General features: G+C 70.1%; 12 protein-coding genes and 1 pseudogene. 5 read left to right on the top strand and 8 right to left on the bottom strand.

The genetic code is table 11. The features are described 5' to 3' along the window. Together D7V93_RS20435 and D7V93_RS20430 are read left to right on the top strand one after the other, a co-directional pair. The coding region (locus D7V93_RS20435; RefSeq protein ID WP_120645014.1) for a sigma 54-interacting transcriptional regulator at window positions 1–1295 on the top strand (1295 nt) is incomplete at its 5' end. Between the two features lie 60 nt (window positions 1296–1355). Then, on the top strand, window positions 1356–1994 hold the full coding sequence (locus tag D7V93_RS20430; protein ID WP_120645013.1) for a DUF3332 domain-containing protein: 639 nt from the start codon (window positions 1356–1358) through the stop codon (window positions 1992–1994). A 76-nt stretch (window positions 1995–2070) separates the two neighbouring features. On the opposite strand, the gene D7V93_RS20425 is transcribed toward D7V93_RS20430, so the two are convergent. Together D7V93_RS20425 and D7V93_RS20420 are read right to left on the bottom strand one after the other, a co-directional pair. Further along, window positions 2071–2622 (bottom strand): hypothetical protein, encoded by a 552-nt coding sequence (locus D7V93_RS20425; RefSeq protein WP_120645012.1) that lies wholly within the window; start codon window positions 2620–2622, stop codon window positions 2071–2073. Continuing rightward, window positions 2619–3950, bottom strand: a complete 1332-nt coding sequence (locus tag D7V93_RS20420) for a hypothetical protein (RefSeq protein WP_120645011.1) — start codon at window positions 3948–3950, stop codon at window positions 2619–2621. The genes D7V93_RS20425 and D7V93_RS20420 overlap by 4 nt, the downstream gene beginning before the upstream one ends. 81 nt (window positions 3951–4031) lie before the next feature. Here D7V93_RS20420 and D7V93_RS20415 point away from each other — a divergent pair, with 81 nt between their 5' ends. Together D7V93_RS20415 and D7V93_RS20410 are read left to right on the top strand one after the other, a co-directional pair. Further along, window positions 4032–4682, top strand: a complete 651-nt coding sequence (locus tag D7V93_RS20415) for a gluconate 2-dehydrogenase subunit 3 family protein (protein WP_120645010.1) — start codon at window positions 4032–4034, stop codon at window positions 4680–4682. Then, window positions 4679–6331 (top strand): GMC family oxidoreductase, encoded by a 1653-nt coding sequence (locus D7V93_RS20410; protein ID WP_120645009.1) that lies wholly within the window; start codon window positions 4679–4681, stop codon window positions 6329–6331. The genes D7V93_RS20415 and D7V93_RS20410 overlap by 4 nt, the downstream gene beginning before the upstream one ends. A 22-nt stretch (window positions 6332–6353) precedes the next feature. Here the strand turns inward: D7V93_RS20410 and D7V93_RS20405 are convergent, their stop codons facing one another. Then, window positions 6354–6815, bottom strand: a complete 462-nt coding sequence (locus D7V93_RS20405) for a hypothetical protein (RefSeq protein WP_244237401.1) — start codon at window positions 6813–6815, stop codon at window positions 6354–6356. A 67-nt stretch (window positions 6816–6882) separates the two neighbouring features. Between D7V93_RS20405 and D7V93_RS20400 the strand changes: the two genes are divergently transcribed. Then, window positions 6883–7320 carry an Ig-like domain-containing protein gene (locus D7V93_RS20400; protein ID WP_208723081.1) on the top strand — a complete coding sequence of 146 codons (438 nt, stop codon included), beginning with the start codon at window positions 6883–6885 and terminating at the stop codon, window positions 7318–7320. A gap of 61 nt (window positions 7321–7381) precedes the next feature. Here D7V93_RS20400 and D7V93_RS20395 read toward each other — a convergent pair whose 3' ends face one another. From D7V93_RS20395 to D7V93_RS20375, 5 genes and pseudogenes are all read right to left on the bottom strand, one after another. Next, window positions 7382–9700 (bottom strand): hypothetical protein, encoded by a 2319-nt coding sequence (locus D7V93_RS20395; RefSeq protein ID WP_120645007.1) that lies wholly within the window; start codon window positions 9698–9700, stop codon window positions 7382–7384. A 24-nt stretch (window positions 9701–9724) separates the two neighbouring features. Then, window positions 9725–11512: a vWA domain-containing protein gene (locus tag D7V93_RS20390; protein ID WP_120645015.1), complete on the bottom strand. Its 1788-nt coding sequence runs from the start codon at window positions 11510–11512 to the stop codon at window positions 9725–9727. Continuing rightward, window positions 11509–13494 (bottom strand): cell-cell cohesion protein MtsD, encoded by a 1986-nt coding sequence (gene mtsD / locus D7V93_RS20385; protein WP_120645006.1) that lies wholly within the window; start codon window positions 13492–13494, stop codon window positions 11509–11511. Before mtsD ends, D7V93_RS20390 begins: the two co-directional genes overlap by 4 nt. Before the next feature lie 38 nt (window positions 13495–13532). After that, window positions 13533–14855, bottom strand: coding sequence for a cell-cell cohesion MYXO-CTERM protein MtsC (gene mtsC, locus D7V93_RS20380; protein ID WP_120645005.1), 1323 nt, complete (start codon window positions 14853–14855; stop codon window positions 13533–13535). 170 nt (window positions 14856–15025) lie between these two features. Beyond that, window positions 15026–15241: pseudogene (locus D7V93_RS20375) on the bottom strand (calcium-binding protein); the annotation flags it as partial.

Here is a 15241-nt window from a genome sequence, read left to right as displayed (position 1 = left end):
TGTCCGCCCAGCGCTTCCACCTGGTGCTGCTGGACACCGAGCGGGCGGGGACCGTCTACCCGCTCGCCACCGAGGACCTGCGCGTCGGCAAGTCGAACGACAACGACGTCGTCATCGACCACCCCACCGTCAGCCGCAACCACCTGGTGGTGCGCCGCCAGGGGGACCGCTTCCTCGTGCAGGACCTGGGCTCCACCAACGGCACCTTCCTGGACGGTGCCCAGGTGCGCGAGGCCTACCTGCGCCCCGGCGCCCTGCTGGAGGTGGGCGACGTGCGCCTGCGCTTCAGCCCGCAGATGGCGCCCGTGCAGGTGGAGCCCACCGCCGAGGACCGGCTGGGCGACCTCGTGGGCCGCAGCGTGCCCATGCGGCAGATCTTCGCGCTCCTGCAGCGCATCGCCCCCACGGACTCCACCGTGCTGCTCGTCGGGGAGACGGGCTCCGGCAAGGGCGCGGGCGCCAAGGCCATCCACAAGTTGAGCCCCCGCACGGCGGGACCGCTCGTGGTGTTCGACTGCGCCAGCGTGTCGGACTCGCTCATCGAGAGCGAGCTGTTCGGCCACGAGAAGGGCGCCTTCACCGGCGCGGTGTCCCAGCGCATCGGCTGCCTGGAGCGCGCGCACGGCGGCACGCTCTTCCTGGACGAAATCGACGACCTCGCCCTGGACCTGCAGCCCAAGCTGCTGCGCGCCATCGAGGACCGCGAGTTCCGCCGCCTGGGCTCCTCCTCCGCCATCTCCTTCGACGCGCGCATCGTCGTGGCCAGCAAGAAGGACCTGTGGTCGGAGACGCAGGCGGGTCGCTTCCGCGAGGACCTCTACTTCCGCCTGTCCGTCTTCACCGTCAGCCTGCCGCCCCTGCGCGACCGCAAGGAGGACATCCCGCTGCTCGTGGAGGCCTTCGCGGGCGAGGGCCTGTGGCCCCGGCTGCCGGAGAAGATTCAAGAGCAGTTCATGGGGCACACCTGGCCGGGCAACGTGCGCGAATTGCGCAACGCCCTGGAGCGTGCCCGGCACATGGTGGACATCCCGGGCCTCACGTCGGACAACCTCCTGCGCGAGTTCACCCGCGACGTGCCCACGCCCGCGGGGGACTTCCTGCCGGTGGAGTTCACCGGCCCGTTCAAGGTCTGCAAGGACGAGCTGGTGCGCGCCTTCGAGCGCGAGTACCTCACGCGCCTCTTGGGCCGCGCCCGGGGCAACATCGCCCGCGCCGCGCGCGAAGCGGAGCTGGACCGCAAGCACCTCTATTCGTTGCTGCACAAGTACGGGCTCGTCCAGAGCGAGGCGGACTGAGCTTCCGTGGCATGGTGGCGCCGCTTTCGCGCTCCCCTACCCCCGGAGGTTCCATTGAAGATGCGTCCGTCCCGCTGGCTCGGCGTGCTGTGCGCGGGTGTCCTGATGATGCATGCGACGGGCTGCTTCGGCTCGTTCAAGCTCACGCAGAAGATCTGGCAGTTCAACAAGGGCATCTCCGGGAACAAGTTCGTCCAGTGGCTCGTGTTCCTCGTCTTCGTCGTCGTCCCCGTCTACGAAATCGGCGCGCTGGTGGACGCGATCGTCGTCAACAGCATCGAGTTCTGGACCGGCAGCAACCCGGTGAGCAGCGTGCAGGGCGAGGACTCCAACACGCGCATCGTGAAGCTGAGCCCCACCGACACGCTGAAGATGACGCGCGATGTGGAGTCCGGCGTCATGCGGCTGGAGTTGCAGCGCGAGGGCCAGGCCCCGCTGGTGCGCTACTTCGAGCCGCTGGAAGACGGCATGGTCGCGCGCGACGAAGCGGGCGCCCTGCTCATCCGCGCCCAGGGCCAGGCGGACGGTGCCGTGAAGGTGACGGACGCCGCCGGGACCACGATGACGGTGCATGCCCGGGACGCGGTGGACACCGCGCGCCAGCTCTTCCTGGACGGCGGCGCTCCGGCGCTCGCACAGTTCGCCACGCACCAGGGTCAGCTCAATCAGGGCCTGGCGCTCAACACCTGCGCGCCCTGAGCCCTGCCGCCTGACGACGAGGGGCTTCCGGTGCGCGTCTCCGCCCGGAAGCCCCTTCGTTCGTCATGGCATGGCTTCAGGGCCCGGCGTCGGGGCGCACGACGTCGCCCAGGTCCGGACCGAAGCCCGCGTCGAGCGCGGTGGCGGAGAACGTCCCCTCCAGGCTGCGGCCCGCGCCGTACCCGTCGCCCTTCCTGAACGACAGGGAGAAGTCACCGCGCGTGGGCTGATCCGGGTTGCCGCCCTCGTCCAGCACCAGGTCGCCGCGCTCCACCACCGTGAAGGCGCGCGCGGGCTCACCGGCGGCCACGTGCACCACCGACGCGCGGTCGCGGCCGGAGGGCGTGGTGCCACCCAGCTGCACCTTCGTGCCCGGCTTCAGGTCCACGCCTTCGGTGTCCACGGTGAGCCGCGCGATGAGGTCCACGTCCAGGCCGTTGTTGCGGAAGTAGCTCACCTGGAGGGCCTCGGGGTTGCGGCGCACCTCCACCCGCGACACGTCGGTGATGGGGAACAGCTCCGACACGCTGCCGGACAGCTCGTTGTCCCCCCGGCAGCCCATGACGCCCGCGCCGCACACCACCGCCGCGAGTCCCAGCGCCGCCAGGGCGCGTCCCGCGTGGCTCACCGCTCCACCGCCAGCGTCAGGGCCTTGGTGGCGCCCGAACGGTAGAGCACCACGCGCTGGCCGGTGGACAGGAACGCCAGCTTCGGCGACCAGCCTCCGTCGAAGTCCACCGTCGTCTCGCGCCACTGGCCTTCCACGCGCGTGGCGATGACAAGCGCGTCGTCCGACGGCGAGCAGCTTCCCTCGTTGCGCCCGGACTCCAGCGAGCAGATCTGGAAGGCGATGGACGGGTCGTGCGTCGCCGGGTCGAACGCCAGCGACGGGTACCAGCCTCCGGAGCCCGACTGGTAGACGGGGTCCGGCAGCGTCCAGTCCTGGGCCGCCGCGCACTTCGTGCCCGACGTGCCGGCGCAGCTCGTGAAGGTGAGCTTGTCGGTGTTGCGGTCCACCGCCGCGATGCCGAAGCCCACCGTGGCGTCATGCGCCAGCGACGCGCCCAGCATCGTGTTGCCTACCGACTGCACCTTCACGGGCGGCGTCCAGGTGGTGCCGTCCGTGTTCCGGCGCTGGAAGAACACGTTCTGTCCCGGAGCATCCGCCGCCCCGAAGGCCTGGTCGAACACCAGCGCCGGCTGCCCGTCCGCCATCACCATCTGGAGGCGCCCGCCATACGCGGGCTTCTCCCCCTCGCCGCCATTGCCGCCCGCGGCCACCACGCGGCGCTGCCACGTCGTGGGGCCCCCCTGGACCAGCTCCACGTCACTGCCCGCCCAGTCCTGCTGGGGGCTCTGGCCGTTGTGGCAGTCGCGGTAGACGACCAGCGCCTGGCTGCCGCTGAAGGCGAGCGCGGGGTTGATGCCCACGAGGTAGCCGGTGTCGCTCACCGGGTTGCCCGCGAGCGCCTCGTCGCCGCGCCGCGCCGGGATGTTCTCCGCCCACGTCCCGTTCGCGCTCCGGTACGACACCGCCAGGTCGCTCTGGAACCAGAAGATGGACTGGTCGCTGCCACCGCCCAGGTAGCTCAGCGCGGGCTGCCCGGTGGAGGAGAACGCCAGCGACACGCCGTACACCCGCTGCACGGTGGCGACCTTCTCCGCGGTCTGCTGCACCTGACCGTCCTTCACTTCGCGGTAGCGCAGCTCGAAGTCCTTGTCGTTCACCTTCACGAAGTACGCGATGCCGATGCGGTCCTCGGGGCCCACCGCCATCGCGATGGAGGAGATGGCGTGCAGCTCGCTCGGTCCCGTGTCCACCACAAGCCGGGCGAACGGCGTCTCCGTCGGGCCCGCATCCGTCTGGGGGTTCGTCCCCGCGTCGGGATTGGCCGGCTTGCCGCCGCCACATCCCAGCGCGAGCGCCGCACCGAGTAGCCACGCGTGCCGTTTCATGAGGTTCTTCTCCTTGGTCGAGTCGGCCTGGTTGAGCGCGCCATTCTACGCCAGCCGCACGGCTTGGGTTAGGCTTGGGACATGGCTCGCGCGCGTTCGCTCCCCCCACGGTTGTCCCGGCGCACCTTCATCCAGCGGCTCACCTTCTTCGGCGGTGGCGTGGTGCTGTTGGGCGCCGCCGCCTGCAAGCGCTCCAAGGAGCCGGAAGCGGCGAAGCCCGCGGAGCCCACCGGAGCCACCGCCAGCGGCCAGCCCCTGCGCACCTTCTCCGCCTTCGAGTACGCCGTCGTCGCCGCGGCCACCGAACGCCTGCTCCCGCGCGACGAGGACCCCGGCGCCCAGGACGCGGACGTGGCCCTCTACATCGACCGCATCCTGGAGACGCAGGGCCTGGAGGCCATGCACCGCGACTTCCTCCAGGGCCTCTCCGCCCTGGAGCGCCGCGCGCAGAGCATGTTCAAGAAGAGCTTCGCCCAGGCCGCGCCCGCCCAGCAGGACGAGCTGCTCGCCATCTTCAAGGACAGCCCCACCGGCAGCGGCGAGGCGCACTTCTTCGAGCTGTTGATGACGCTCAGCCTGGAGGGCTTCCTGGGCGACCCATCCTATGGCGGCAACAAGGGCCGCGTGGGCTGGCGGCTCATGGGCTTCGACACCGTGGGCACCATCGCCATGGCGCCCCCGGAGGGCTACGACGGCCCGAAGTGCCTGCGTGAGTGCGGGGCCCACAAGTGAGCCACGCACAGGTGGACGTCTGCATCATCGGCAGTGGCGCGGGCGGCGCGCCGCTCGCGCTGGAGCTGGGCCGCGCGGGCTTCAAGGTCGTGGTGCTGGAGAAGGGCCGGCACTACCAGGCCAAGGACTTCGTCCACGACGAGATCCTCAACAGCCGCCGCAACTTCTTCATGCCGCTGCCGTGGGAGGAGCCGCACCTGGTGCGCCACGGCGCCAAGGCCCGCTACGAGCGCAGCAACGTCGCATGGACCGCCAACTGCGTGGGCGGCGGCACCGTGCACATGAGCGGCTTCTTCTACCGCCTCAAGCCGGTGGACTTCCGCCTGCGCTCCACGCTGGGCGCCGTCCCCGGCACCACCGTCGCGGACTGGCCCATCTCCTACGAGGAGCTGGCGCCCTTCTACGACAAGGCCGAGGCGGAGATGGGCGTGTCCGGACAGGCCGTCCCCCACCCCTTCGCGGAGCCTAGAAGCGGCCCCTACCCGCTGCCGCCGCTGGACGTGCACCCGGTCGCCAACGAAATCGACAAGGCGTGCTCGGCGCTCGGCTGGCACGCGACGCCCACCGCGCGCGGCATCCTCAGCAAGCCCTACAAGGGCCGGGCCTCGTGCGCTTACTGCGCGCTGTGCGGCAGCTACGGCTGCGAGACGGGCGCCAAGAGCGGCACCAACGCGAGCCTCATCCCCGCCGCGCTCGCCACCGGCAACGTGGAGCTGCGCCCCGGCAGCATGGCGCGCTCCGTGGAAGTGGACCGCCAGGGCCGCGCGAAGAGCGTGGTGTACCTGGACAAGGACGGCGTCGCGCAGGAGCAGCCCGCGAAGATCATCATCGTCTCCGCCACCGCGGTGGAGAGCGCGCGCCTGCTGCTCAACTCCACCTCCAACCGCTTCCCCAAGGGCCTGGCCAACGGCAGCGGGCTCGTGGGGAAGAACCTGCTCTTCAGCTCCTTCGGCGGCTCGCGCGCCATCTTCCGCACGTCGAAGCAGAAGGAGGCGCGGCCGTGGCTCACGGACCCCGCGCCCTTCGTCAACCGCAGCGTCCAGGACTTCTACCTGATGCCGGACGCGCGCCACGGCTTCCGCAAGGGCGGCACGCTGGGCTTCATGTGGTCCCACCCCAACCCCATCTTCGCGGCGGTGGGGCTGGCGGGCTCCGGCAAGACGGGCGTGTTCGGCAAGGAGCTGAAGGACCGGATGCGCGCGTACCGCGACTCGCGCATCCTCGAGTTCGAGGTCTACGCGGAGTTCCTCCCCACGCCCGGCACCTCCGTCACGGTGGAGCCCGGGGTGAAGGACAAGTACGGCATCCCCGTGGCCGCCATCACGTTGGACCGGCACCCGGCGGACTACGCCGCCACGCGATTCCTTGTCGAGCGCGGTGAAGAGGTGCTGCTGCGCCTGGACCCCGACCAGGTGGAGCGCGTGGGCACCCAGGGCGAGACGACCATCCTCCAGCACGGCACCTGCCGCTTCGGCGACGACGCGGCCACCTCCGTGCTGGACAAGCACTGCCGCGCCCACGAGGTGCCCAACCTCTACGTGGTGGACGGCAGCTTCATGCCCTCCGGCGGCAGCGTGCCCTCCACCCTCACCATCGCGGCCAACAGCTTCCGCGTGGCGGACCACCTGGTGCGCACGCTCAAGGGCTGAGGAGCGGCACGCGACGGCGCCGCTACTGGATGCGCAGCGGCGTCACGTCCACCTTCACCACGTAGAGCGCCTGCATGTCGGATTCGAACTCCACCAGGTGGTCACCCACGCCGGTGACGTCCACCTCGCGGGTGAACTCGCCGAACTTCTCCATCTGGTCCAGCGCGGCGCGGCCCGTGGACGCCTGCCGCTGACGCGCACGGCAGCCCTCCTCGTGCACGGTGACGGAGGTCTCCTCGCCCGCCGCCCGCACCTCCTCCAGGTAGAAGCTCACCTTGATGGTGGACGCCTCCTTCACCTGGACGAGCAGCTGTCCATGGCCCGGGAAGCGGCCTTCGGAGTAGCTCTCAGGCCCGAGGATGCAGCCCGCGAACTGGTTGCACACGGGCCAGGACGCCTTGCACACGTCCTGCACGCGCGCGCCGATGAAGTCGTCGCGCGAGCCGCCGCAACCGCTCAGCACCAACAGCAGCACCGCGGCCATCAACACCTGCGCACTCCGTGTTACAACACCAAACATTCTTACGAACCTCACCGAGGAGTGGATGTCCATGCGCCTGCGCAACCTTTGGCTGCCCCTCACCATCATCGCCCTCGCGGGCTGCGGAGACGAGGGGGTGGAGGAGCTGCCTGAGACGCCCCAGCTGCTCGTCGACCGCACTGAATTGCTCTTCGACACCGAGTTCGCCGCCGGCACCTACGTCGGAGCGACGACCTTCAACACCCTCTACATCGAGAACCGGGGCATCCAGACGCTGGAGCTCAATGAGATCACCCTCTCCGGCCCCAGCGTCTTCACCATGAAGCGTCCGGAAGGCTGGCCGGAGACGGGCCCCATGAAGCTGGAGACCTACGCGCGCACCTTCATCGAGGTCGCCTTCAAGCCCAACGCCGCCAAGGACTTCGAGGGCAAGCTCACCATCAAGTCCAACGCCGCGAACGGTGACACGCGCGAGCTCACGCTCAAGGGCAAGGGCATCGCGCCGTAGCAGTCGCGGGGTGCCGGAAGGCGGCGGAGCGCTTGGAGCCCCGCCGCCCGCCTGGGGCCCGCTACTGGGTGAACTGGCAGCCGCCCGTGTACCCGCTGCCGCCGTCCGCCTGCGGGATGGGCGCGGGGCACTGGGTGGGGCTGCCACCATCCGGCGCCGTGTAGCCGCGCGGGTAGTCTCCCCAGCCGGTGCGCAGCGTGTAGCCCACCCGTCCGTAGTCGCTGCGCTCGGTGGCACTCACCGCCACCTTGAGCGTGCCGCCCTTGATGAAGCGCCGCTCCAGGCAGGCGCACGCGTAGGGCGCCACCGTGACGCGCGTGGTGCTGGCCGTCTTCTCCAGCTGGTACAGCGCCTGGTAGCTGCTCAGGGGCGTGCTCGCGCTGGTGTGCCACGCGCGCATCACCGACGAGCTGTACGCCAGCGTCAGCGCCCCGCCCGAGCTGGTGGTGGTCACCGGCGTGCAGGTGCTGCCGCCGTCGGTGGGGTTGCCGTCGCAGAAGGTCAGGTCCAGCGCCATCCCATGCGGGGTGCCGCCGTCGGGCAGGTTGTCCACCTCCCACTGCACCAACCACGCGGCGTCCTCCGGCGCGGTCCGGCTGGGGAGCGTGTACGCGTACGTGTCCGTGTCGGACGGCACCGCGTCGTAGTCTGCGGGGCCGCGCACGCCCAGGCCCGTGGCGCGGTCGTTGCCGCGCAGCCGGCCGTGGCCGTAGGACAGCTGGCCCTTGGACTCGAAGCTGGCGTTGCCCACGGGCAGGTTGCCCGCGCCCACGCCGTTGAGCGTCCGGGCGCGCTCCGGCTCCGTCAGGGCCCCACCGTAGGTGGTGACCTCCTCCGTGTCGTCGTCCTCCCAGCTCACGTCCAGCCGGTAGTCGCGGTCATCCGCCCAGTTGGTGCCGTCGTCCTGCACCACGAAGTGGTACGTCAGGGCCCCGCTGTGCGGCGGCACCGGCAGCGCGCCCTGGAAGTTGCCCAGGTTGGGGAAGCGCGCCGGGTCGCTCTCCTCCCGGAGGGACTGGATGCACAGCACCGCTTCCACGTTGTTGCAGTAGGTCTGCACCAGCGACGGCGCGTCGGGGTGCTCGCGCGCGTCGCGGGGGCACACGGCGGGGCTGCTGGAGCAGGAGGCGCGATTCTCAGCGGTGACCGACGTGCTGACGGTGGTGAAGACCAGCACCTGCCGGTCCGCGAGCTGGCCCAGCGGCAGGGGCAGCGGCTCGAAGCGGCCTCCGGTGCCCAGCGGCACCAGCCGGTAGCGCAGCACGCTGGGCTTGGAGGGATACGCGGGCACGCGCGCGGTGTACCAGTCGCGGTCCGACACGTAGCCCAGCCGGCCGGTGAAGGACTTGGACGTGCCCGGAGCGCCCGCGAAGTCGTCCGCGAACGCCTTGGCGTAGGTGTCATTGTCCCCGGACTGGTCATGCGGATCCGCCTCGTCCAGGACCCGCACCTCCACGTCGTAGGGCTGGCGCAGGTCGCCCGCGGGCACGGGCTCGTTGGCCGGGCGGTAGCCCTTCACCACCAGCGTCCACGTCCCCGTCTCCGGCGCATCCTTCAACTTGCGCGCGGTGGCCAGCACGCCCGGGTGCACCTTGGGCAGCACGTTGCCCTCCGACGCCTTGGTGCCGCTGGGCCGGAGCAGTTCGTAGGACAGGCGGAAGTTGGGCACGAAGCCCTGGTCCGGCGCGGTGAGCTTCACGTAGACGATCTTCCCCGTCGTCAGCGGGAAGCTGAAGCGGTCCACGTCGTCGTCCGTCGCCAGGTAGCCCTTCCCGGTGCCCACCTGCACGGCCCCCTGCGCGGCGAGCGCGATGGGCGTGGGCGTGACGTCGTTGGGCTCGTTGGTGTCCGGGTTCTCCAGCAGCTCCACCATGAGCCGGTAGGGGTTGCGCGCGTCGAACGCGGGGCGCGCGGGGTTCGTCGGCGCGTCGCGCACCACCACGATGAGCTGCGTGTCCGGGCTGCCGTACGGCAGCACGATGTCGATGGGCTTCGGCGCGCCGGAGCCGTGCTGATCCGACTTGGCCACCAGCGCGGTGTTCTTGTCCTTCTCCTGCACGGTGACGGACAGGTTCACCGGCGTGCTCGCGGACAGGTACGCGCCCGTGATGTGCACCAGCGTGCGCGCGGTGGCGTTGGCGGGGATGCGGATGCTGTACCAGTCCTCGTCCCCCGCCTTCACGTCACCGGCGAGGGCCAGGAAGCGGTCCACCGCGACGCCGGGCTTCAGCTCGCAGTCGGCGTTCGTCAGGGCTTCGTCGCGGCTGTTGCACAGGTCCTCCACGACGACCGGGCCGGCGTCCGGCGTGTCGTCTCCGTCCGAGGAACAGGCGGCCAGGAGGAGGAGCGCGAGCGGGAGCAGTCGGGTGCGGAGGCGCATGGGGGACTCGGGAGCTTCAGGAGGTCAGGGGGCGGGCGCGAGGGTCGGGACGCCGGGGCAGCCGTCCACGAAGTCCTCGGGGTTCACGCGGATGACGCCATCCGGAGGCGACTTGATGCCGCCAATCGGGTAGCGCACGGAGTCCACGCGGAAGGTGCGCACCAGCGTGCGCGCGGTGGTGTCATCCGCGGGCAGCATGGACACGGAGAGGTAGATGTCGTTGTAGCCCGCGCCGCGCTGCACCGTGCCGGCGTCCACGCCGCCGTCCACGCCGCCATCCGCGATGAGGGGCAGCGTGGGCGCGAGCAGCACGTTGTCCACGCGGAAGCGGTAGCACTGGCGGCCGTCCGCATCCACCGGGCCGTCCGCCTCCATCGTGTAGCGGTACGCGTCCGCGGCCAGGCTCGCGGTGTCCACCTCCAGCGGCCGCGTGTGCATGCGCGCCTCGCTGCGGTTGGTCAGCCCGTCGGTGTCGGGGTCCTCGTCCAGGTCGTTGCTCGCGCCCTGGGTGCCGCCCCGCCACTCCATGCCGTCCGGCACGCCGTCGCTGTCGCTGTCCTGCAGCGTGGCGTTGGTGCCGATGAACTGCTCGTCGCAATCCAAGAGGCCGTCGCAGTCGGTGTCCACGCCGCGCAGTGCGGGCGGGCAGCCCTTGTCCAGGCCGCCGCCGTCCGGCAGCGGGCGCTGGTTGGGGTCGAACTGCACGCCCCGGTCGCGGAAGTAGACCTCCACGCCGTCGCTGAAGCCGTCGGTGTCGGTGTCGCGCAGGTTGGGGTTCGTGCGCAGCTCCGCCTCGCGCGCGTCGGTGAGCCCGTCGCCGTCGGTGTCCGCCTCGTCCAGCGGGCTGCCGGTGGGCGCGGAGAAGTTGGAGGCCACCACCTCCTTCACGACGAAGGCGCGGCGCACCTGGCCGAACTGGAAGTTGAGGAAGTTGATGGGCTCGTTGTTGCGGAAGTCGCGGAAGTTGCCGCCGCCCAGCGACGCCATCTTCTCCAGGCGGTCCGCGTTCTGGTTGATGATGAGCAGCGGGCAGCCGCCGTCCCCGAAGCCGCCATCCTCCGCCACCAGGTCACACACCGACGGCACCGGCTGCGTGGGCTGGAAGACGTGCACGGTGTTGAAGCGCACGTCCTCCACCAGGTCGCGCAGCTGGCGGATGCGCACCACCGCGTCGCCGCGGATGAGCTCGTCGTCCTGGTTGTTCGTGGGCTTGCCGTCCGACAGGAAGATGACCGAGTAGCGCGCCTGCGCCAGCGCCTCGTTCCCGTTGGGCTGCAGCCGCGCCCGCGCGATGTCCGTGTTGATGAGCGCGTAGATGTCCGACAGCGGCTTGACGAAGTCCGTCGAGTCCCGGTTCGGAGAGGTGTCGGTGTTGCGGAAGGTGAGCAGCTGCTCGGTGAGCTTCGCGCGGGCGGTGGCGTCCAGCAGCGACAGCTGCACGAAGCCGTCCTCCGGCGGCGGCCCCGGGTTCTGGGTGAAGAACGCCGTGGTGCTGCCGGCGAACAGCATCACCGCGATGGACACCTCGTCGTCCTGGGGAAGGCTGTCGATGAGGTCCACCAGCGCGGTGGCGCGCGAGCCGTCCGGGTCGCTCACGCGCATGGACTGGCTGGCGTCCATGGCCACGATGATCTTGATGGGCCGGCGCACTTCATTGGCGCCCAGCGTGCAGAAGCGCCCGTCCAGCGCCACCGCCCGGTCCGCCGGGACGTCCGTGTCCCGGCGCGGGTCATAAAGGTACGAATCGGTGCAGGCCACCACCACGGCGAGCCCCACCAGGGCCAGTCCCCACAGACGTCCGGTGCGACTCACGGCGCGGCACTCCCCTCCGTCGGCGACACCCCGACGCACTCCCTCTGGGTCCTCCACGGGTCCGCGAGCTGATCCGGCCGCTTGAAGTCCCCGTCCTCCATCGCCAGGTCCGGCCCCAGCGGCACGCGCACGCTGGGCGGCGCGTACTGCGCCCAGGCGCACGCCGTGCGCCAGACGCCGTAGTCGGTCGCGACGCCGCTCTCCGGCGCCTCCGCGAACCACACCTTGAACAGGTTGTAGCCCTGCTTCACGCCCGAGCGGTCCGGCGGCGTCACCATCTGGAGGTTGGACACGGTGAAGTCGTAGCAGACGCCGTCCGTGTCGTTGCCGTCCTCGACCTTCTTCACCTCGTACTGGATGCCGTACTTGTCGTGGAAGGGGCGGTCGCGCCGGGTGGGGTCGCTGCCGGCCTTCAGCTCCACGTCGTCCGGGACGCCGTCACCGTCGGTGTCCAGGCCCGCCACGCTCGACTGCAGCGGGTTGAGGCCGTACTTGGACTCCAGGCCGTCCGGCGCGCCGTCGCCGTCGCTGTCCACGATGCCCTGGCGCGTCTTGAGGTAGTCCTCGGCGAACTGCGACAGCCCGTCGCCGTCCGTGTCGCGGCACACGCAGGCGGGCGTCAGCGGGGACTTGGGGTCGCAGCCACGCGCGTCCAGGTCGTTGCCCGGCCGGAAGCCCTGGTCCTGGCGGCGGTACTCGAAGCCGTCGCTCAGGCAGTCCGTGTCGCTGTCCGTGATGAAGGGGTTCGTCTTCAGCGTGAAGTTGTTGTCCAGGTCGTCAATCACGCCGTCGCCGTCGCTGTCCAGCACGCGGCCGTCGTCCCCCGGCGCGGAGCTGAGCGGCTCCACCACCAGCGTCTTCATCACGTTGGGCGACGCGAAGGACGAGTAGTCCAGCGCGCCCAGGCCCAGCTCGGAGATCTCCGCCGTGTTGCTGAACTCCTGGTACACGCCGTTGCCCATCTCCGCGAAGCGCTTGAGCAGGTACGAGGCGATCTTCTTCGCGGCCGCCGGGTACTGCGCCTCCGGGACGCCCGGGTAGGTGCCGTAGATGTCCTGGCAGATGGGGCCGCAGGCGCGCACCGCCTCCTCGTTGAAGAGCAGCACCGTGTGCATGCGCACGTCGCCCACGTTGTACTGCGTCTTCAGCTCCATCAGCCGGCGCACGTAGCTGAAGAGCTGGTAGTTCTGGTTGCGGTCGGTGCCCACCTCGAAGCCGGTGATGGCGTCGGTGGTGCTGGTGGCGTTGCAGAAGCTGGAGATGGAATCGCGCCAGGTGAGGTCCGGGCTGTCCGGCCCCGCGTAGACGGACAGGGCGTCGTTGGAGGAGCAGCGCGGGTAGGGCGTGCCGTCGGTGAGGAACACGACGACGTAGCGCGTGCGCGGCAGCAACTCCGGCGTGGACTGCGACACCGCCGCGATGTCGCTCGCGATGATGCTGTACGCGTAGCTGAGCGCGCCCTGATAGTCGGTGCCCTTGCCCAGCTGTGACTGGAGGCCTTCGATGTAGCCGTTGATGTCGCCGGGGGGCGCGAAGCGGTTGCCCGTGGCGGCCGGCGGCCACGTGTTCTTCACGTTCGTTTCGAACGGGGCGATGGCGATGCTGATGTTGCCCTGGCCGCGGTCGTTGATGCGCTTGAAGCCCGACACCAGGTTCTTCAGGGCGCGCACGCGCGCGGGCTCGGTGACGCCGGGCGGGATGATGGCCTGCACCTCGGCGCGCTCGCAGAAGCCACTGCCCTCCTGCGAGCCCGGAGGATCCGACACGCACATGCTGCCGGACTCGTCGACGACGAGCACCACCTTCACCGGGAAGCCGGTGGGGTTGGCCGGGCGCGTACACACCCGGCCGGTGAGCGTCAGCCGGTCATCCAGCTGCGACTGCTCCTGGGCGCGAGGCTCCAGGAGCGAGTCGGAACAGGACAGCACACCCAGGGCCAGGAGGCCGGTCGCAAGAAACGGAACCACGAGCTGACGGCGCATGCGATGCGGACCTCCGGGCACTGGGGGGAGACGACAGCCTACGCCTTCCGGCGACGGCGCAGCAGCAGGCCGAGCACGCCAGCGCCCAGGGCGGCGGCGCTGCCACCCGCGGGCAGGGACGTGCAGCCCCCGCCAGCCTCATCCGTCTTGCCCACCTTCAGGAACAGGCTGGACACGGAGGCGCGGCGGTCGGGGAACACGCGGTCGGCGAAGGCCAGGCGCGTGGACACCTGCAGCTCGTACTCACCTTCCTCGTCCGGCTGGAAGTTGGGCACGCTGCCGTCCACGTACTGGTACTCCCAGTGGCGGCTGTAGGTGACGGCGCCCTTGGGGTTCTCCACCACCGCGGTGGAGCCAGAGGGGCGCTTCACGACCGTCCAGGTGTACTCGATGGCCGCGCCGTTGCGGTTGGCGAACAGCGGCGGGCGCACCGCCATGCCCGTCTTCTCCACGTTCAGCACGCCGCCGGTGCCCACGGTGAAGGGCGACTTCGGATCGAGGCAGTCCTCCTTGTCGTCCTTGTTGAGCACCACGCAGTAGTGCCTGTCGCACGCGTCGCCCAGCTCGTCGCCGTCGTCATTCGCCTGGTCGCGGTTGGCGACGTCGGAGCAGTTGTCCTGGGTGTCCAGCACGGAGTCGTTGTCGTCATCGACGTCGCACTTGTCGCCGATGCCGTCCGCGTCCGTGTCCTTCTGGTCCACGTTGGTCAGGCCCGGGCAGTTGTCCAGGTTGTCGGAGACGTTGTCGCCGTCCGCGTCCACACGGCACAGGGTGACGTCCGCGGGCAGCACCTGGTCCGGGTTGGACACGAGCGGGCAGTTGTCCTCGCCGTCCGCCCGGCCGTCGTTGTCGTCGTCGGAGTCACAGACGTCGCCGATGCCGTCCTTGTCCTGGTCGGCCTGGCTCTCGTTGGGCACGGAGGGGCAGTTGTCCTCGCCGTCCGCCCGCTTGTCGTTGTCGTCGTCGGCGTCGCAGGAGTCACCGGCGCCGTCGCCGTCGGTGTCCAGCTGCGTGGTGTTGGAGACCGCCGGGCAGTTGTCGCAGGAGTCGCCGGCGAGGTCGACGTCACCATCCGTCTGGTCGCGGTTGGACGAGAACGGGCAGTTGTCCTTGTCGTCCGCCTTGCCGTCGCCGTCCGCGTCGTCCGTGTACGACAGCGTCTTGCCGTCGTCGGTGTAGGCGACCCAGACGGAGCAACCACAGCCACAGCCACAGCCGCCTCCCTCCTCCTTCGGGCGGCCGCACTCATCTCCAAGGCACTCCGGGTTGTCCGGGTTCTGATCCTGGGCCTGCGCGGTGCTGGGGGACAGCAACAAGTAGGCGCCGAGAGCCAGCACGGGGGCAATGCGAGCGATAGTCATTGTGACTCCTTTCACAACCCTTCTCCTAGCAAGAGGCGATCCGTCTGCCTGGCTGCTTCAAACGCTAGGAGATTCAAGGGGTTGCAAGCTCGTGAGAGAGTGCTACAGGCTGGGTGTGGGGGGCACACCCCATTGAGACTGTGGGGGAAACCCCACGTCGGGCCGGGGGTTCAGGTCCCGATGATGAAGTCGTCGGAGCTCAGGGGAACGATGCCGGTGGGGTTGCGGCCGGTGTCGGGGCTGTACTGGATTTCCTGGATGAAGAGCGACCCCACGCCCGCGCCGCGCGGATCATTGTCCCGGCCCACCTGGAGGTAGAGGTAGACCTCGTTGGTGCCCGCGGAGATGAACTCGCCGGGGATGAACGGGTGGGGACGCTCCAGGGT

This window comes from Corallococcus llansteffanensis (genome assembly GCF_003612055.1).
GTDB lineage: Bacteria > Myxococcota > Myxococcia > Myxococcales > Myxococcaceae > Corallococcus > Corallococcus llansteffanensis.
Note: the sequence above shows the minus strand (reverse complement) of the source record. Positions and strands in the feature narration are given on the sequence as shown.